This is a genomic window from Pseudomonas sp. Teo4, from assembly GCF_034387475.1.
Classification (GTDB): Bacteria; Pseudomonadota; Gammaproteobacteria; order Pseudomonadales; family Pseudomonadaceae; genus Aquipseudomonas.
Genome location: NZ_JAXCIL010000001.1, coordinates 528,821 through 547,755 on the forward strand (window position 1 = coordinate 528,821; position 18,935 = coordinate 547,755).

Here is an 18,935-nt window from a genome sequence, read left to right on the forward strand (position 1 = left end):
GCACCTGTGGGCCCATCGCCGGCAAACCGGCTCCCACAGGTTCATCGCCGCCGCTGAGCATTGTGCAGTTCCTGTGGGAGCCGGCTTGCCGGCGATGAGGCCAGAACAGGCAGCGCAGGGCTGTTGACCGTACCGTGACCGAGCCTGATAACGATATGAATACCGCATTCCGCAAGCACCTGCCAGGCACCGACCTGGACTACTACGACGCCCGCGCGGCGGTCGAGGCGATCAAGCCCGGCGCATACGACGGCCTGCCATACACTTCCCGCGTGCTGGCCGAAAACCTGGTACGCCGTTGCGACCCAGCTACCCTCGACGCGTCCCTCGAGCAGCTCATCGAACGCAAGCGCGACCTCGACTTCCCTTGGTTCCCGGCCCGCGTGGTGTGCCACGACATCCTCGGCCAAACCGCGCTGGTCGACCTGGCTGGCCTGCGTGACGCCATTGCCGACAAAGGCGGTGACCCGGCCCAGGTCAACCCGGTGGTGCCGGTGCAGTTGATCGTCGACCACTCCCTGGCCGTCGAGTGCGGTGGTTTCGACCCGCAGGCGTTCGAGAAGAACCGTGCCATCGAAGACCGTCGCAACGAAGACCGTTTCCACTTCATCAACTGGACCAAGAAGGCGTTCAAGAACGTCGATGTGATCCAGCCGGGCAACGGCATCATGCACCAGATCAACCTGGAGAAGATGTCGCCGGTGATCCACAGCGACCGTGGCGTGGCCTACCCGGACACCTGCGTCGGTACCGACAGCCACACGCCACACGTCGATGCCCTGGGCGTGATCGCCATCGGTGTCGGTGGCCTTGAAGCCGAGAACGTCATGCTTGGCCGCGCCTCGTGGATGCGCCTGCCGGAAATCGTTGGTGTCGAGCTTGGCGGCAAGCTGGCGCCGAACATCACCGCCACCGACCTGGTGCTGGCCCTGACCGAGTTCCTGCGCAAGCAGAAAGTGGTCGGCGCCTACCTCGAATTCTATGGCGAAGGTGCCCGCGCCCTGACCCTGGGCGACCGCGCCACCATCTCCAACATGGCGCCGGAGTATGGCGCCACTGCCGCGATGTTCGCCATCGACCAGCAGACCATCGACTATCTCAAGCTGACCGGCCGCGAAGAACAGCAGGTCAAGCTGGTGGAAACCTATGCCAAGGCCACTGGCCTGTGGGCAGACGCCTTGGCCAAGGCCGAGTACGAGCGCGTGCTGCACTTCGATCTGTCGAGCGTGGTGCGCAACATGGCCGGCCCGTCCAACCCGCATGCCCGCGTGGCCACCAGCGACCTGGCAGCGAAAGGCATTGCCGGCGCCTGGGAAGAAGTCCCGGGCCAGATGCCGGACGGCGCGGTGATCATTGCCGCCATCACCAGCTGCACCAACACCAGCAACCCGCGCAACGTGATCGCTGCCGGCCTCCTGGCGCGCAACGCCAACAAGCTCGGCCTGGTGCGCAAGCCTTGGGTCAAGTCGTCGCTGGCGCCGGGTTCCAAAGCCGTTCAGCTGTACCTGGAAGAAGCGGGTCTTGAGAAAGAGCTTGAGCAACTGGGCTTTGGCATCGTCGCCTTTGCCTGCACCACCTGCAACGGCATGTCCGGCGCGCTGGACCCGGTGATCCAGCAAGAGATCATCGACCGTGACCTGTACGCCACTGCCGTGCTGTCGGGCAACCGCAACTTCGATGGGCGTATTCACCCATACGCCAAGCAGGCGTTCCTGGCATCGCCGCCGCTGGTCGTGGCCTATGCCATCGCCGGTACCATCCGCTTCGACATCGAGAAGGATGTGCTGGGCGTGGTCGATGGCAAAGAGATTCGTCTGAAGGACATCTGGCCGAGCGACGAAGAGATCGACGCGGTGGTGCGTGCGGCGGTCAAGCCCGAGCAGTTCCGCAAGGTCTACATCCCGATGTTCGCCATCGAGGAAGACCGTGGCCCGAAAGTGGCGCCGCTGTACGAATGGCGCCCGATGAGCACCTACATTCGTCGCCCGCCATACTGGGAAGGTGCCCTGGCCGGTGAGCGCACCCTGCGTGGCATGCGTCCGCTGGCGGTGCTGCCGGACAACATCACCACCGACCACCTGTCGCCGTCCAACGCCATCCTGCTCGACAGCGCGGCGGGCGAGTACCTGGCGAAAATGGGCCTGCCTGAGGAAGACTTCAACTCCTACGCCACCCACCGTGGTGACCACCTGACCGCCCAACGTGCCACCTTCGCCAACCCTAAGCTGTTCAACGAGATGGTGCGCAAGGAAGACGGCAGTGTGAAGCAGGGTTCGCTGGCGCGTATCGAGCCGGAAGGCAAGGTGACCCGCATGTGGGAAGCGATCGAGACCTACATGGAGCGCAAGCAGCCGCTGATCATCGTTGCCGGGGGCGACTATGGCCAAGGCTCGTCCCGTGACTGGGCGGCCAAGGGCGTGCGCCTGGCGGGTGTCGAAGCCATTGTTGCCGAGGGTTTCGAGCGTATTCACCGGACCAACCTGGTCGGCATGGGTGTGCTGCCGCTGGAGTTCAAGGCGGGTACCGATCGCAAGACCCTGGCATTGGACGGTAGCGAAACCTACGACGTGCTGGGCGAGCGCAAGCCGCGTGCAACCTTGACGCTGGTGGTGACCCGTAAGAATGGCGAGCGGGTCGAGGTGCCGGTGACTTGCCGTCTGGATACTGCTGAAGAAGTGTCGATCTACGAGGCTGGTGGCGTGCTGCAGCGCTTTGCCCAGGACTTCCTGGAAGCTTCGGCGTAGTGGCAGGGGGCTGCCGCGCAGCCCATCGCAGGCTGCGCCAGCTCCCACGGAACTTCTTGGACTGTCTGTGACAGCTCAGGCAGCCATTTTGTGGGACTGCTTGTGACAGCTCAGGCAGCTATTTTGTGGGAGCTGGCGCAGCCTGCGATGGCGCGCGCAGCGCGCCCAGATTGAACAGGACTATTCAATGGCACATGTACCGCAAGTAAAAATCCCCGCCACCTACATCCGTGGCGGCACCAGCAAAGGCGTGTTCTTCCGCCTGCAGGACCTGCCCGAGCAGGCCCAGATTCCCGGCCCGGCCCGCGACGCACTGCTGCTGCGGGTCATCGGCAGCCCCGACCCCTACGGCAAGCAGATCGACGGCATGGGCGGTGCGACTTCCAGCACCAGCAAGACCGTCATCCTGTCGCCCAGCATCAAGCCGGAGCACGACGTGGACTACCTGTTCGGCCAGGTCTCCATCGACAAGGCGTTCGTCGACTGGAGCGGCAACTGCGGCAACCTGTCTGCCGCTGTCGGCTCCTTCGCCATCAGCAGTGGTCTGGTTGAGGCGTCGCGCATTCCCCGCAACGGCATCGCCACAGTGCGTATCTGGCAGGCCAATATCGGCAAGACCATCGTTGCCCATGTGCCGATCACCGAGGGCGAAGTGCAGGAAACCGGCGACTTCGAACTCGACGGCGTGACCTTCCCCGCAGCCGAGGTTCAGCTGGAGTTTCTCGACCCGGCGGCTGACGAGGATGGTGACGGTGGCGCCATGTTCCCCACGGGTAACCTGGTGGACGATCTGGAGGTACCAGGCATTGGTACGTTCAAGGCGACTTTGATCAACGCTGGCATCCCGACCATTTTCGTCAATGCGGCCGATATTGGTTACACCGGTACCGAATTGCAGGATGCAATCAATGGTGATGCCCAGGCGCTGCTGCGTTTCGAGACCATCCGGGCCTATGGCGCGGTGCGCATGGGTCTGATCGAGCATGTCGACCAGGCTGCCGGACGTCAGCACACTCCCAAGGTTGCCTTCGTCGCGCCACCAACCACCTACACTGCGTCCAGTGGCAAGACTGTCGCGGCTGACGATGTCGACCTGCTGGTGCGTGCGTTGTCCATGGGCAAGCTGCACCACGCGATGATGGGCACCGCAGCCGTGGCGATCGGTACCGCTGCCGCCATTCCAGGCACGCTGGTCAACCTCGCCGCAGGCGGGGGAGAACGCAGCGCCGTGCGTTTCGGCCACCCCTCGGGTACGTTGCGGGTGGGGGCCGAGGCGCGCCAGGTCGGGGGCGAGTGGACGGTGACCAAGGCAATCATGAGCCGTAGTGCTCGCGTGCTGATGGAAGGCTGGGTGAGGGTGCCTGGCGATAGCTTCTAACGCACCATTGGCGCTCGGTTCTGGATGAGCAGGGCCGCGTTGCGGCCCATCGCCGGCAAGCCGGCCCCCACAGGTAAGGCGCTCGACTAGAGGGCGATGCAATCTGTGTGGGGTCTGGCTTGCCAGCGACGGGCTGCTCGGCAGCCCCCTTCACAGGAGCTGGAAATGAGCGCCAATGTAGACCTGAACGACCGCCCGGACTACGACCCGATACTGCAAACCCTGGCTGACTATGTGCTCAGATATCGGGTCGAATCCCCTGAAGCGCTGGATACCGCGCGCAACTGCCTGATCGACACCCTTGGCTGCGGCCTGCTGGCCCTGCGCTTCCCCGAATGCACGAAACTCCTCGGTCCGTTGGTGGAAGGCACCGTGGTCCCCCATGGCGCTCGCGTTCCCGGCACCTCCTATCGCCTGGACCCGGTCAAGGCGGCCTGGGATATCGGCTGCACCGTGCGCTGGCTGGATTACAACGACACCTGGCTGGCCGCCGAATGGGCGCATCCCTCTGACAACCTCGGCGGCATCCTTGCTGTGGCAGACCACCTGTCGCAAAGGCGCGTGGCCAATGGCGAGACGCCGCTGAGCATGCGCGACGTGCTGGAGGCCATGGTAATGGCTCATGAAGTCCAGGGCGTGCTGGCGCTTGAGAATGCCTTCAACCGTGTCGGCCTCGACCATGTGATTCTGGTGAAGGTTGCATCCACTGCCGTGTGCGCCAAGTTGATGGGGGCCAACCGTGATCAGCTGCTTTCGGCCCTGTCCCATGCCTTCGTCGATGGCCAGGCGCTGCGGGCGTACCGCCATGCGCCGAATGCAGGGTCGCGCAAATCCTGGGCAGCGGGCGATGCCTCCAGTCGTGGTGTGCGCCTGGCGGACATCGCGTTGCGAGATGAAATGGGCGTTCCGGGTGTGCTGACCGCGCCACAGTGGGGGTTCTACGATGTGTCGTTCAGCCATACCAACAAGGACCTGGCGCTCAAGCCCGCCGACCAGCGCGAGCTTCGCTTGCCCCAGCCGCTGGGCAGCTACGTGATGGAAAACGTGCTGTTCAAGGTCAGTTTTCCCGCTGAGTTCCATGCTCAGACTGCCTGCGAGGCGGCAGTGATGCTGCATCGACAGGTGCGCAACCGCTTGCATGAAGTCGACCGGATTCTCATCACCACCCAAGAATCGGCGATCCGCATCATTTCCAAGAGCGGCCCGCTGGCCAATGCCGCTGACCGTGACCATTGCCTGCAGTACATGGTGGCCGTGCCGCTGATCTTCGGTCACTTGGTGGCCGAGCACTATGAGGATGCCTTCCACGCAGCGCACCCCAGCATCGACCGGTTGCGTGACAAGATGGAGGTGGTTGAAGAACCGCGTTTCAGCCGCGAGTACCTGGAGCCTGACAAACGCTCGATCGCTAATAGCGTGCAGGTGTTTTTCAAGGATGGCACCAGCACCGAGCAGGTGGTGGTGGAGTACCCAATCGGCCATCGGCGTCGGCGCGGGGAAGGTATCCCGTTGCTGGAAGCGAAGTTCAGGGAGAACCTGGCAACGCGCTTTGCCCGACAGCGGTGCGAGGCGATATTTGCCTTGTGCAAGGATCAGCAGCGGCTGGAGGGTACCGCCGTGCACAACTTTGTCGATCTGTTCGTGATTTGAGGTGTTTGCAACGGCCTTGTCGCAGGCCAGGCAGCAAAGAAAAAGCCCCGGTATTTCTACCGGGGCTTTTCTTTACATCTTACAACTCAGCTTACGCCTGGACCACTGGGATCTTGGCGTTGGCTGCCGCTTCGCGGAATTCGGCGATCTGGTCGAAGCTCAGGTAGCGGTAGACGTCGGCAGCCATGCTGTCGATGTCCTTGGCGTACTGCATGTACTCTTCGACGGTCGGCAGCTTGCCGATGATCGAAGCAACTGCGGCCAGCTCGGCCGAAGCCAGGTACACGTTGGTCGCGTCGCCCAGACGGTTCGGGAAGTTACGGGTCGAGGTGGAAACCACGGTCGAACCGGTCTGCACACGTGCCTGGTTACCCATGCACAGCGAGCAGCCTGGCATTTCCATGCGCGCGCCAGCTTTGCCGTAGATGCCGTAGTAGCCTTCTTCGGTCAGCTGGTGAGCGTCCATCTTGGTTGGCGGAGCCAGCCACAGACGGGTCGGGATACCGCCCTTGACCTTGTCCAGCAGCTTGCCGGCAGCGCGGAAGTGACCGATGTTGGTCATGCACGAACCGATGAACACTTCGTCGATCTTCTCGCCCTGTACCGAGGACAGCAGGCGGGCATCGTCCGGGTCGTTCGGCGCGCAGAGCACAGGCTCTTTGACGTCGGCCAGGTCGATTTCGATGATTTCGGCGTATTCGGCATCGGCGTCAGCCGACAGCAGTTCAGGCTTGGCCAGCCAGGCTTCCATCGCCTGGGCGCGGCGCTCCAGGGTACGGGCATCGCCGTAGCCTTCGCCGATCATCCAGCGCAGCAGGGTGATGTTCGACTGCAGGTACTCGGCGATAGCCTTCTCTGGCAGCTTGATGGTGCAACCAGCGGCAGAACGTTCGGCCGAGGCGTCGGACAGCTCGAAGGCTTGCTCGACGGTCAGGTCGTTCAGGCCTTCGATCTCGAGGATGCGGCCCGAGAAGGCGTTGATCTTGCCCTTCTTCTCGACGGTCAGCAGGCCCTTCTGGATGGCGTAGTAAGGGATGGCATGAACCAGGTCACGCAGGGTGATGCCGGGTTGCAGTTTGCCCTTGAAGCGCACCAGGATCGACTCTGGCATGTCCAGCGGCATGACGCCGGTGGCGGCAGCGAAGGCCACCAGGCCGGAACCGGCCGGGAACGAGATGCCGATCGGGAAGCGGGTGTGCGAGTCACCACCGGTACCAACGGTGTCCGGCATCAGCATGCGGTTCAGCCAGCTGTGGATGATGCCGTCGCCTGGACGCAGCGACACGCCGCCACGGGTGCGGATGAAGTCTGGCAGGGTGTGGTGGGTGTTGACGTCGATCGGCTTCGGATAGGCCGCGGTGTGGCAGAACGACTGCATGACCAGGTCGGCGGAGAAGCCCAGGCACGCCAGGTCTTTCAGCTCGTCGCGGGTCATCGGGCCAGTGGTGTCCTGGGAGCCGACGGTGGTCATCTTCGGTTCGCAGTAGGCGCCTGGGCGTACGCCTTGGCCTTCTGGCAGACCGCAAGCGCGGCCGACCATTTTCTGGGCCAGGGTGAAGCCCTTGCCGGAATCGGCAGGCTGCTCTGGCTTCTTGAACAGGTCGGAAGCACCCAGGCCCAGTTCGGCACGGGCTTTCTCGGTCAGGCCACGGCCGACGATCAGCGGGATACGGCCGCCAGCGCGGACTTCATCCAGCAGGACTTCGGTTTTCAGCTCGAAGTTGGTGACCAGCTCGTCGCTGCCGTGACGGCGCACTTCACCTTTGAACGGGTAAACGTCGATGACGTCGCCCATGGCCAGGTTGGTGCAGTCGAATTCGATCGGCAGGGCGCCGGCGTCTTCCATGGTGTTGTAGAAGATCGGGGCGATCTTGGTGCCGAAGCAGAAGCCACCGGCGCGCTTGTTCGGCACGTACGGGATGTCGTCGCCGAAGAACCACAGCACCGAGTTGGTGGCGGATTTACGCGAGGAACCGGTACCGACCACGTCACCGACGTAGGCAACCGGGAAGCCTTTGGCCTTGACGGCTTCGATCTGGGCCAGCGGGCCGACCGAACCAGGCTGCTGCGGCTCGATGCCGTCACGGGCCATTTTCAGCATGGCCAGGGCGTGCAGCGGGATGTCAGGGCGCGACCAGGCGTCCGGAGCAGGGGACAGGTCGTCGGTGTTGGTTTCGCCAGGCACCTTGAACACGGTCAGGGTGTACTTGTCGGCGATGGCCGGGCGGGTGGTGAACCACTCACCGGCAGCCCAGGAGTCCAGGACGGCTTTGGCGTGGACGTTGCCAGCCTTGGCCTTTTCGGCCACGTCGTGGAAGGCATCGAACATCAGCAGGGTGTGCTTGAGCTGTTCGGCCGCGACGGCGCCCAACTCGGCGTCATCCAGCAGCGTAACCAGCGTTTCGATGTTGTAGCCGCCCTGCATGGTGCCCAGCAGCTCGGTGGCGTGCTTGCGGTCGATCAGCGGGGACTTGGCTTCACCTTTGGCGACGGCGGAGAGGAAAGCGGCCTTGACGTAGGCAGCTTCGTCGACTCCTGGCGGAACGCGGTTGGTGATCAGGTCTACGAGGAAGGCTTCTTCGCCGGCCGGCGGGTTTTTCAGCAGCTCGACCAGGCCTGCAGTTTGTTCGGCGTTCAGCGGCTGGGGCACGATACCCAGGGCGGCACGCTCTTCGATGTGTTTGCGGTAGGCTTCAAGCACAGTTATTACCCTCATCAGTGGTCCCTAAAGGGAGTCCGGGACGCTCATCCAGCATTCCTTGCACCCATGCGCGGAGCACGGCTTTTTGAGCCGTCCAGCCAGGGTCGCAAAGAATCCTTACAGAAGCTGCTTTCAAAGTTTTACGCCTGTAGAACGGAAGGCTGATGAGGGCTGGCACGGGCATGTGGGGACATGACCCGGGCCAACGCCGTTCTACCGGATGAACTGTGCTCGTGACGCTTTGAAAACAGCTTCCAACGGACATTGTTGCCTTGAAAAGGCGGGATGATTCTACGGCAAAAAAAGCCCGAAGGTAAGGCGGTGAATGTGACTTTAACGAGTGACCCTGGTTAGACAAAGGGCTAACATAAGCCCGTGTTCCACCGCCAAGCCGTTGTTTTTACATGTCCAACCACTCCATCAAGACCCCTTGCGTCGGCCTCTGCTCCACGGTTTACGGAGACACGGTGTGCCGTGGCTGCAAGCGTTTTCACCATGAAGTGATCCACTGGAATGGCTACGACGACGAGCAGAAGCGCGCGGTCTGGATGCGTCTGGAACAGCTGTTGGCGCAGGTGATGATGGCCAAGCTGGAGGTGTTCGACAAAAACCTGCTGCGCCAGCAACTGGTGCAGCGGTCAATCCGCTTCGTCGAGCAGCAGTCGGAGTATTGCTGGGCGTATCAGCTGATCGCTCGCGGGGCGCGGATGATTCGCGACCTGGAGGCTTACGGGATGGTGTTGCTGCCTGAGTTCCGCGATTGGGAACTGCCGCAGTTGCGCGATGCCATCGATCGCGAATTCTTTTTGCTTTCCGAGGCGCATTACCAGCGCTATATCGCCCCGAGCTTCTTGCGCGATGCCTTGGAAGGCGGGCAGGGCTGACCCGGGCTTAGGGTCAGCATGAAAGGTGTCAGCACGAAGGCCAGGCAACGCGAAACGGGGAGGAACGGCCAAGGGCCGTGCTCGACTCTACTTGGAGCACATGAGCATTCCGAACACCGTTTCAATGCAGTGTGGGCAAGTGCACATACATTGCGTAGAGAACCTGGAACATACTCGCATGAACCATGATCATGGTTGAGGCCGAATGCGGGCTGGTAATGTTGCCTTGACTGGAAGCGGGTCCTGCTTCATTCGCCACACACGTTGTCCGAAATTCTGGAGCTCATTAGCTTGCTTCAGGAGACGCAGATGTACAGTTTGGACAAGTCCAGGAGTTTCATGGCCAAAGCTTATTTTCAAGTCGGGTCAGCGCGTCACCCAATCGGTGCGAACTACAGTGACACAATCCCGGTTTTTGGCGAAAAAGGCTGGCTCTTCGCCGGTTCGGGCGGTCGTGACTATTCATTTGTAGAGTTGGTGATGAGCTTCGAGTGCTATCGAAGCCAGGCAGGCTCCGATCGCCTGTGGAAGATTGACGGCATCCAGAGTCAACTCGACCTCGCGCGCGGCACACTGATTGAGCAGAGTCGTAACGGTTACCTCGGCCTTTACAAGTCATCGTTCGATCACAAGAGCTCGGAGAGCCTGTGGGGCTTGAAGGGGCTGGACGTCGAGAACGGACTGGTAACATCCACTGTTGATGGGGTGATTTGGCGAGACAGTAGCGGCCGTCGCGTCAAATTGTTGACCGAAAGAGACGTAGGTGATTTGGGTGTGTCTCCTTACTTGAACACCCGAAAGGGTGAAGATGGGACACTTTCGCTGGAGATCCTTAGAGTCGGTATGGGCTGATACTCTACCGTGCGGTCGGGTATAGATGCCCGACCGCAGGGTGGCGTAGTTGCCAATCACGTTGGTGTATCAATCACCGATATATTCGCACCCGCTGGTGCAGGTCTCGTGAATCCGCACTTTCGACAGCTCAGGCAGCAGCGGCTTGACCTGGTCCCAGATCCACTTGGCGATCACTTCGCTGGTGGGGTTTTCCAGGCCTGGAATGTCGTTCAGGTAGTTGTGGTCCAGTTGCTCGTAGATCGGCTTGAAGATCGCCTTGATCTCGGAAAAATCGCGGATCCAGCCGGTGTGCGGGTCGAGCGGGCCGGTCAGGTGCAAGGCCACCTTGAACGAGTGACCATGCAGGCGGCCACACTTGTGCCCGGCAGGGACGTTGGGTAGGCGGTGGGCCGATTCGAATGTGAACTCTTTGAAAATTTCCACGCTGTCAGAACTCTGTAGGAATCATTACTGGCGGCGATTCTACCAGCATGGCCGCTACAAGGCTTGCAGGTGTTCATGCAACCGCCCGGTGGCAATCAATTCCAGCAGCTCGTCCCCCAGGCGCTGGCTTTCGGCAATGGCCTTGTACCAATAGCGCTTGCGGCTTGGCGCATCGCCCATGAAACGCTTGAAGTCTTTGCGGTCCGGCAACTTGCCGTAGGGCAGGGCTGCCAGGTACTGCGGCGAGGGCGTCATCAGCAGCACGTTCTGCAGGCGCGTGGCATCGCCTTTGCGCCAGGGCAGGGCCTTGTCGAACCAGCCGGGTACCACTTTGTCGGTGAAGTGCGGGTAGAGCACCAGGTCGTCGCCGCGGTAGGGCAGGTCGAGGTGGTAGTCGAGCAGGCCGCCGTCGCGGTAGGTGCCGGCGCCTGCACCGGGGATGTCGCGCACGCCTTCCATCACCATCGGAATCGAACCGGAAGCGAGCAGGGCGTGGCGCAGGTTGGCCAGGTCCAGCGGCAGGCAGCGCGACGGGAAGTCGGTGAGTTCGTCGAGCGGCGGCGCAGCTCGGTCATCGTGCAGGATGATGCGCTCGAAATGCCGACTCAGGCGCGAGCGACCCAAAATGTTGTCGGCGACGACCGAGGACAGGGCCATGCCCAGGCGACCGCGGTGGTCGTGGGCCAGTTGGCCGTGGCTTTTGACCACCAGGATATTCAGCCGGTAGTGCGCGTTGGCGAGAATCTGGCCATCGCAGCCTTGCAGCAGGTCATCGAGCATGCGCTGGCAGCTTTGGCTGATCTGAGCCGGGGTAACGCCCTTGGCGAAGTCCTGCTCGGTGTACAGTTCGCCCAGCCGGCGAATGCCAGCGACCGGGTCGTCGATGCAGGCACTGGCAAAGCGCCAAGAACCGATCGAGGCGCCAATCAATGCGCGTTGACGGGGTGCCGAGGGCAGCCATTCGCCGAACAGCGCCAGGTCCAGACCTTGGATGCCCAAGGGTTTCGGGCCACCTGCCGCACCAGGCAGTACGCCGATATCGGCTGCCTGCAAACCGCGTTCGCGAATCTGCTTCAGGGCTCGTTGGCCAGCCTTGAAGGTCAGGGCAGGGTACTTGATGTGGATGGCGCTCATGGAAGTTCTCGTCGGTGTCATGCGAGACAGTATAGAGACACTCAAGGCCAGATCGCCGGCAAGCCGGCTCCCACAAGGGCCGCGCTGGAGCTGCAAGCTGCGCTATCATGGCGCCAGCTGTTTTCAGGTTGAATTAAGGACCGCTGGGTAATCTTAACCCCGTAGACAACTTGAACATCTCCCAGGAGAGAAACGATGAAAACCTTGACTGCCCTGTTCACCGCCGCCGCCCTTGCCCTGGGCGCCAATGCCGCCTTCGCCAAGGACGTCCAGCCGGACGAAGTGGTCAAACTGGTGAACGCCAAGACCATCAAATCGCTGGATGAACTAAAGGCCGCCGCCGTCGCCAAGCACCCTGGCGCAACTGTGACCGATTCCGAACTCGAAGACGAATACGGCCGTTACATCTACAAGGTCGAACTGCGCGATGCACAGAACGTCGAATGGGACGTCGACCTGGACGCCAAGACCGGTGAAGTGCTGAAGGACGAGCGGGACAACTGATGATCGCGTTACCCCGGCCGGCGCGTTACCTGGCGCTTTCGCTGCTGGCCGTCTGTTCCCTGGCCGTTGCCCGTGACCTGGACCAGGATGAAGCACTGGAGCTACGCCAGAAAGGCATCATCCTGCCACTCGAACGCCTGCTCGAGACCGCCCTGGGGCGTTACCCCGGGGCGCGCTTGCTGGAGGCCGAGCTGGAAGAGGACGATGACCGCTATGAATATGAGGTCGAGCTGCTGACCGCCGAAGGTGTGGTTCGCGAAATCAAGCTCGATGCCAGCTCCGGTGCCCTGCTCAAAGACGAGGAAGACGACTGAATGCGCCTGTTGCTTGTCGAGGACAACGTACCGCTGGCCGACGAACTGATCGCCGGCCTGCAACGCCAGGGCTATGCCGTGGACTGGCTCGCCGATGGCCGTGACGCGGTGTACCAGGGCCAGAGCGAGCCCTACGACCTGATCATTCTCGACCTTGGCTTGCCCGGGTTGCCAGGCCTTGAAGTGCTGGGGCAATGGCGCGCCGGTGGCCTGGTGACCCCGGTGCTGATTCTGACCGCCCGTGGTTCCTGGGCAGAGCGTATCGAGGGCCTGAAGGCCGGGGCAGACGACTACTTGAGCAAGCCGTTTCACCCCGAAGAGTTGCAACTGCGCATCCAGGCGCTGCTGCGTCGTGCCCGTGGCCTGGCTAACCAGCCCACCCTCGAAGCGGCCGGTCTGCACCTGGATGAAAGCCGCCAATGCGTGCAGCGCGAGGGTGTGGATATCCAGCTGACCGCAGCCGAGTTTCGCCTGTTGCGCTACTTCATGCTGCACCCACGGCAGATCCTGTCCAAAAGCCATTTGGCCGAGCACCTGTATGACGGTGAGACCGAGCGTGACTCCAACGTGCTGGAAGTGCACGTCAACCACCTGCGGCGCAAGTTGGGTCGCAGCGTGATCGAGACCCGCCGCGGCCAAGGCTACCTGTACGCCGGGAGTGCCGAGTGAAGTCGATTCAGGCGCGTCTGAGCCTGGGCCTTGTGGCGGTGCTGGTGGTGGTGGGCGTGGCGCTTGCCCAGCTGACGTTGTGGCTGTTCGAGGTGGGGCTGCAGCGCTACCTGGAAGCGGGCCTGCGCAAGGAAAGCGAGAACCTGCTGGTGGCGATGGTGCGCGGCCCCTCCGGCCTGCAACTGGATGAGCGGCGTATTTCAGCGGCCTACCAACGGCCGTTTTCCGGCTACTACTTTCGCATCGACTTCGACCAGGGCACCTGGCGCTCGCGCTCGCTGTGGGACCTGGACATGCCCAAGCCTGCCGCGCCGGGCCTGTCGGACAGTCATGAACTAGGGCCGGAAGGCCAGCAGCTGTTGGCATTACGTGCAGACTACCGGCGCCTTGGCCAAGACGTCTCCATCAGCGTGGCGCAGGACTATTCCCCGGTGCGCGAGGGCTTCAGGCGCATGCAGCAGATCGGCCTGGGCCTGGGCCTGGTGGCGCTGGTGCTGATCCTGGTGCTGCAACGGGTCACCGTCACCCGGTCGTTGCGCCCGCTCGAGCGCGCGCGTCAGCAGATCGCCCAGCTGCAACAGGGCCAGCGTACGCAACTGGACGCCGAAGTGCCCACCGAGCTGGCACCGCTGGTGGACCAGATCAACCACTTGCTCAGCCACACCGAAGACAGCCTGCGCCGCTCGCGCAACGCCCTGGGCAACCTGGGGCATGCCTTGAAAACACCGTTGGCGGTGTTGCTCAGCCTGGCGTCCAGCGAGCGCCTCAAGGACCTGCCCGAAGTACGCGCGCAAATGCGTGAACAGCTGGAGCAGATTCAGCAGCGCCTGGCCCGGGAGCTGAACCGGGCGCGACTGGCCGGGGATGCGCTGCCGGGTGCTCAGTTCGACTGCGATGCCGAGCTGCCGGGTTTGCTTGCTACGCTGGGCATGATCCATGGCGAGGGCTTGTTGCTTGAACATGAGGCACCGCCTGGCCTGCTGTTGCCATGGGACCGCGAGGACCTGCTGGAACTGTTGGGCAACCTGCTGGACAACGCCTGCAAATGGGCCGACAGCGAGGTCCGGCTGTCGATCGCGCCGACCCCCGAGGGGTATCGGATCTACGTCGACGACGATGGCCCGGGGATTCCCGAGGCACAGCGTCAGCAGGTGTTGGAACGGGGTTCGCGGCTGGACGAGCAGGTTGATGGACACGGCCTGGGTCTGGGGATCGTGCGTGACATCGTCGAAGCGTGGGGCGGGCAGTTGGTGTTGCTGGAAAGCCCTTTGGGCGGGTTGCGGGTAAGTATCGAGCTGCCACGCAAGGGCCGGTAAGGCCGTAACGCTGTTTAGTTAAGTTCTCTGGGGCCAGATCACCACTGCAAAAAAATTGCAGTACAGCCGCATTTTTTTGAATTGGCCCAACCCCTGCGCATCCCTGCACAATTCCCTCACGAAACCTTGCGGTTTCCATCTCTCCAAGGACGGAGCCCCTAGGGCCCAGGCCTTTGCGGCTGGGCTTTCTTTTTAACCAGAAAAACACGACCCCGATTACCTGAATGTCTGCCTCGCCTTCTGAAAGCCGTCTGCGCAGGCTGTTGCCTGCCCCTTTGAATATCCCACCCAGAGAATGGCTGCGCGCCGCCGTGGGTGCGCTGCTGGGCCTGTTTCTCGCCGGTTGGTTGACCAGCCTGGCGTACGGCCCCGGCATCGCCTTGCACCTGCTCGGCCCTTTGGCCGCCTCGGCGGTGTTGATGTTCGCCGTGCACTCCGGGCCTTTGGCCCAACCCTGGCCGGTATTGGGCAGCTACGCCTTGGCCGGTGTCGTGGGCCTGGCCATGCGTCAGGGGTTCGGCGCCGAGTTGTGGGTGGCGGCCGTCGCCTTGGGCCTGTCGCTGGTGCTGATGTGCCTGCTGCGCTGCCTGCACCCGCCGGGTGGCGGCGTGGCGGTGAGTGCGGTGCTGGCTGACGCGGGCTTGACCGCGCTGGGGGATCACCTGCTTGAGCCGGTGCTGCTCAATGCCCTGATTCTGGTGGCGGTAGCGGTGGTCTATAACCGCATGACCGGCGTGCGTTACCCCAAGGGCGCGGCACCGCGCAAGGAACCGCACCACACCCACGATCCGCTGCCCAGTCAGCGCGTCGGCATCAGCAGCGACGATCTGGACCAGGCACTGGAAGAGCTGGGCGAATTCGTCGATGTCACCCGCGACGAACTGGAGCGCATCATCCTCGCCACCGAACAGCACGCCCTGCAGCGTAGCCTCGGCGGCATCACGGCGGCTTCGGTGATGTCCCGCGACGTGCAGTTCGCGACGCCGGACACCACGCTGGATCAGGCCTGGGCCATGTTGGCCGGCCACCACCTGAAGACCTTGCCCGTGCTGCAGCAGGGCAAGCTGGTCGGCATTGTCAGCCTTAGTGACCTGGTGGGAGCGGCCATGCAACGTGGGCGGTTCAGTTGGCGTGGGTTGTTCGCTCGCAAGACCGTGCGTCTGGCTCAGGTCATGAGCCGGCGCGTGGTCAGCGTCAGCGCTCAACACCCGCTGGAACGCCTGCTGCCGCTGCTGTGTGAACAAGGGCTGCATTGCCTGCCGGTGCTCGAGGGTGAGCGCCTGGTCGGTGTCGTCACCCAGACCGACCTGATTGCCGGCCTCAAGCGCCAGATGCTCAGCGGCTCAGATCAGCGGGTCCCAGCGTTGTGACCAATCGCTGGCGCCGGCTGCCACCAGCCGACGCAGGATCGCGAAGGATTGCTGCAGGGCCTCGCTGTCACGTTTGCGCGGATACACCAGGAACGTGGGGTAGGTGAATTCCGGCGCCTGCGGCACCCGCTCGAACACCCCGCTGTCCAGGTAGGCCTGGACCACGCGGGTACGGAAGTAGCCGCTGCCGCCCTGGTCGAGGATGAACTGCAGGGCCAGCGGCCCAAGGTTGAAGCTCAGGGCCGGGCGCGCGCAGTCGGGCAGGGCAGCGTCGTGCTGACGACGGAAGGCTTCGCCCCAGTCGATGTAGATGTAAGGGTCTGGCCGATCGACCCGGCGCACGCGAATCAGCTTTTCCTCCATCAATTGCTCCACCTGCAGCCCGGGGCCGTAGGTCGGCTGGTACACCAGCACGGCGTCGAGCAGGCCCATTTCCACCTTGCGCAGCAGCGACTCGCCGTCGCTGACCTCGCTGTGAATGGCATGGCTGGGCAGTTCCCGGTGCAGAGCGCTGACCCAGTCGAGCAGCATCGGGTTGCCCAGGCTCACCTCGCCACCGATATGCAGCACCTGCTGGCAGCCTTCGGGCAGCGGCAGGTCGCGCCGGGCCGCCTCCCAGGTCTGCACCAGCTGGTTGGCGTAGCTGACGAAGGCTTCACCGTCGCTGGTGAGGCTGGCGCCACTGCGGCTGCGCACGAACAGCTGGCAGCCCAACTGTTGCTCCAGGCGTTGCACCCGCGCGGTGATGGCCGTCTGCGACACGAACAGGCGTTCAGCAGCGGCGACCAGGCTGCCGCAACGCACGATTTCCAGAAAGGTTCGGGCCTGATCGATGTCCATGGGCTGCTCGGTGGCGGAAGGGGCGGCCTATTCTAGAGACTTTGCACCGTTATGGGGCGCATTTGCGTTGTCTGCAAATTTGCAGGTCGGTTGTGACTTTAGTCCCATGGCAGCCCCGGTGTGGAAGTCCATACTCAGTATTCGCCCTTCAATAACAACAAGTACCGGGTTTCCTTCGCTATGACCTATCAGCACAGTTACGCCCATTCCATTTCAGACCCTGCTGCCTTCTGGGCCGAACAGGCCGAACTGCTGGCCTGGCACCGCAAGCCTTCCCTGACCCTGCAGGAGAACCCCGACGGCACCCACCGCTGGTTCGCCGACGGTCGCTTGAACAGTTGCTACCTGGCCCTTGACCACCAGATCGAGCAAGGCCGTGGCGAGCAGCTGGCGCTGATCTACGACTCGCCGGTCACCGGCGTGCAGCAAGCGTTCACCTACAACCAGTTGCGCGACGAGGTGGCTCGTCTGGCTGGTCTGCTGCGACAGCTCGGCGTCGGCAAAGGTGATGGTGTGATCATCTACATGCCCATGGTGCCCCAGGCAGCGATGGCCATGCTGGCCTGTGCCCGTATTGGCGCGGTGCATTCGGTGGTGTTTGGTGGTTTTGCTGCGAACGAGTTGGCCCTGCGAATCGACGATGCCCGGCCGACGTTACTGCTCACGGCCTCGTGCGGGTTGGAATTCGATCGGGTGATCGAATACAAGCCGCTGGTCGATCGTGCCTTGCAGTTGGCCAAGCATCAGCCCAAGCAGGTGTTGGTGCTGCAACGTCCGCAGGCACGTGCCGAACTGCAAGCCGGGCGCGACCTGGACTGGAACCAGGCCCTCGCTGGCGCCGAGCCTGTGGCCCCGGTGGAGCTGGAGGCTGGCGACCCGCTTTACATCATGTACACCTCGGGCACCACGGGAAAACCCAAGGGCATCGTGCGCGAGAATGGCGGTAATGCGGTCGCTCTGTGCTACGCCATGCGCCACATCTACGGCATGCAGGCGGGGGATGTGTGGTGGGGCATATCCGACGTGGGCTGGGTGGTGGGCCATTCACTGATCGTCTACGGCCCGCTGATGAGCGGCTGCACCACGGTGTTCTACGAAGGCAAGCCGATTCGCACCCCGGACGCTTCTGCCTACTGGCGCGTGGTGGAGCAATACAAGGTCAACGCCCTGTTCTGCGCGCCGACGGCCATGCGTGCGATCCGCAAGGAAGACCCGGAAGGCGAGCTGATTCGTCGGCATGATTTGAGCTCGCTGCGCCAACTGTTCCTGGCGGGTGAGAAACTCGACTCCAGTACCCACGAGTGGCTGGAGCGGGTCAGCGGCAAACCGGTGCACGACCACTGGTGGCAGACCGAGACCGGCTGGCCGGTCACCGCACCTTGCGTGGGCCTGGAAGGCAGCGCGGCGAGGCCGGGTTCCAGCAACCGAGCAGTGCCCGGCTACAACGTGCGGGTGCTGGACGACGACGGGAATCTGCTTGGCCCGAATCACCAGGGTTCGATCGTTATCGCATTGCCGCTGCCGCCAGGCTGCAGCCAGACGCTGTGGGGCGATCATGACCGCTACCTGCAGGCCTACCTGCAAACTTACCCAGGCTATTACCACACCGGCGATGGCGGCTACCTGGACGATGACGGCTTCGTCTACATCATGGGACGCACCGATGACGTGATAAACGTCTCCGGGCATCGCCTGTCCACGGGCGAAATGGAAGACCTGGTGGCACGGCACCCGGCGGTGGCCGAATGTGCGGTGATCGGCGTGCATGACGAGATCAAGGGCCAGGTGCCGCTGGCGCTGGTGGTGCTCAAGGATGGAGAGGGCATTACCGAGTCGCAGCTGCTGGTCGAGCTGGTCGGCAGTGTGCGTGAAGAGATTGGCGCACTGGCGTGCTTCAACCGGGTGCGACTGGTCAAGCGCCTGCCCAAGACGCGTTCGGGGAAAATTCTGCGGGCGGTGTTGCGCAAGATCGCCGATGGGCAGGACTACATGCCGCCTTCGACCCTGGATGACCCAGCGGTGCTTGGGGAGATCGAGGCGGTGCTGGCGGATTTGCCTCGGGCGGGTTGAAGTATTCCCCGTGCTGGCCTCATCGCCGGCAAGCCGGCTCCCACAAGATCACCGCCGAAATTGTAGGAGCCGGCTTGCCGGCG

15 protein-coding genes are annotated in these 18,935 nt (G+C 62.9%); 11 read left to right on the forward strand and 4 right to left on the reverse strand.

The features are described from left to right. Positions 1 to 155 precede the first annotated feature (155 nt). The 3 genes from acnD (at position 156) to prpD (ending at position 5,772) form a co-directional block, all read left to right on the forward strand. Positions 156 to 2,744 carry a Fe/S-dependent 2-methylisocitrate dehydratase AcnD gene (gene acnD, locus PspTeo4_RS02665; protein ID WP_322362169.1) on the forward strand — a complete coding sequence of 863 codons (2,589 nt, stop codon included), beginning with the start codon at positions 156 to 158 and terminating at the stop codon, positions 2,742 to 2,744. Positions 2,745 to 2,931: 187 nt separating this feature from the next. Beyond that, the gene (prpF, locus tag PspTeo4_RS02670; RefSeq protein ID WP_322362170.1) at positions 2,932 to 4,122 is read left to right on the forward strand and encodes a 2-methylaconitate cis-trans isomerase PrpF; all 1,191 of its coding nucleotides are present in this window, start codon (positions 2,932 to 2,934) and stop codon (positions 4,120 to 4,122) included. A gap of 165 nt (positions 4,123 to 4,287) precedes the next feature. Beyond that, positions 4,288 to 5,772: a 2-methylcitrate dehydratase gene (gene prpD, locus PspTeo4_RS02675; RefSeq protein WP_322362171.1), complete on the forward strand. Its 1,485-nt coding sequence runs from the start codon at positions 4,288 to 4,290 to the stop codon at positions 5,770 to 5,772. A 91-nt stretch (positions 5,773 to 5,863) separates the two neighbouring features. Here the strand turns inward: prpD and acnB are convergent, their stop codons facing one another. Continuing rightward, positions 5,864 to 8,473, reverse strand: coding sequence for a bifunctional aconitate hydratase 2/2-methylisocitrate dehydratase (gene acnB / locus PspTeo4_RS02680; RefSeq protein ID WP_322364787.1), 2,610 nt, complete (start codon positions 8,471 to 8,473; stop codon positions 5,864 to 5,866). 404 nt (positions 8,474 to 8,877) lie between these two features. Here acnB and PspTeo4_RS02685 point away from each other — a divergent pair, with 404 nt between their 5' ends. Continuing rightward, the gene (locus tag PspTeo4_RS02685; RefSeq protein WP_322362172.1) at positions 8,878 to 9,357 is read left to right on the forward strand and encodes a DUF1289 domain-containing protein; all 480 of its coding nucleotides are present in this window, start codon (positions 8,878 to 8,880) and stop codon (positions 9,355 to 9,357) included. Between the two features lie 309 nt (positions 9,358 to 9,666). After that, on the forward strand, positions 9,667 to 10,209 hold the full coding sequence (locus PspTeo4_RS02690) for a hypothetical protein (protein WP_322362173.1): 543 nt from the start codon (positions 9,667 to 9,669) through the stop codon (positions 10,207 to 10,209). Between the two features lie 69 nt (positions 10,210 to 10,278). On the opposite strand, the gene queD is transcribed toward PspTeo4_RS02690, so the two are convergent. Both queD and PspTeo4_RS02700 read right to left on the reverse strand, forming a co-directional pair. After that, a complete protein-coding gene (gene queD, locus PspTeo4_RS02695) occupies positions 10,279 to 10,635 on the reverse strand; it encodes a 6-carboxytetrahydropterin synthase QueD (RefSeq protein WP_322362174.1) in 357 nt (118 codons plus the stop codon). A gap of 54 nt (positions 10,636 to 10,689) precedes the next feature. Beyond that, complete coding sequence (locus PspTeo4_RS02700; protein ID WP_322362175.1) at positions 10,690 to 11,769, reverse strand: patatin-like phospholipase family protein; 1,080 nt, start codon at positions 11,767 to 11,769, stop codon at positions 10,690 to 10,692. A gap of 195 nt (positions 11,770 to 11,964) precedes the next feature. Between PspTeo4_RS02700 and PspTeo4_RS02705 the strand changes: the two genes are divergently transcribed. The 5 genes from PspTeo4_RS02705 to PspTeo4_RS02725 all read left to right on the forward strand — a co-directional run bounded on the left by PspTeo4_RS02705 (position 11,965) and on the right by PspTeo4_RS02725 (position 15,942). Further along, complete coding sequence (locus PspTeo4_RS02705; RefSeq protein ID WP_322362176.1) at positions 11,965 to 12,273, forward strand: PepSY domain-containing protein; 309 nt, start codon at positions 11,965 to 11,967, stop codon at positions 12,271 to 12,273. After that, entirely contained in the window at positions 12,273 to 12,587 is a 315-nt protein-coding gene (locus PspTeo4_RS02710) for a PepSY domain-containing protein (protein WP_322362177.1), read from the forward strand. The genes PspTeo4_RS02705 and PspTeo4_RS02710 overlap by 1 nt, the downstream gene beginning before the upstream one ends. Beyond that, entirely contained in the window at positions 12,588 to 13,256 is a 669-nt protein-coding gene (locus PspTeo4_RS02715; RefSeq protein WP_322362178.1) for a response regulator transcription factor, read from the forward strand. Continuing rightward, the gene (locus PspTeo4_RS02720) at positions 13,253 to 14,572 is read left to right on the forward strand and encodes a sensor histidine kinase (protein WP_322362179.1); all 1,320 of its coding nucleotides are present in this window, start codon (positions 13,253 to 13,255) and stop codon (positions 14,570 to 14,572) included. The genes PspTeo4_RS02715 and PspTeo4_RS02720 overlap by 4 nt, the downstream gene beginning before the upstream one ends. Positions 14,573 to 14,796: 224 nt before the next feature. Beyond that, positions 14,797 to 15,942: an HPP family protein gene (locus PspTeo4_RS02725; RefSeq protein ID WP_322362180.1), complete on the forward strand. Its 1,146-nt coding sequence runs from the start codon at positions 14,797 to 14,799 to the stop codon at positions 15,940 to 15,942. Here PspTeo4_RS02725 and PspTeo4_RS02730 read toward each other — a convergent pair. After that, complete coding sequence (locus PspTeo4_RS02730) at positions 15,916 to 16,782, reverse strand: LysR family transcriptional regulator (RefSeq protein WP_322362181.1); 867 nt, start codon at positions 16,780 to 16,782, stop codon at positions 15,916 to 15,918. The two genes, PspTeo4_RS02725 and PspTeo4_RS02730, sit on opposite strands and share 27 nt — an antisense overlap. Positions 16,783 to 16,962: 180 nt before the next feature. On the opposite strand from PspTeo4_RS02730, the gene PspTeo4_RS02735 reads away from it, so the two are divergent. Beyond that, positions 16,963 to 18,852, forward strand: coding sequence for a propionyl-CoA synthetase (locus PspTeo4_RS02735; protein ID WP_322362182.1), 1,890 nt, complete (start codon positions 16,963 to 16,965; stop codon positions 18,850 to 18,852). Positions 18,853 to 18,935 lie beyond the last annotated feature (83 nt).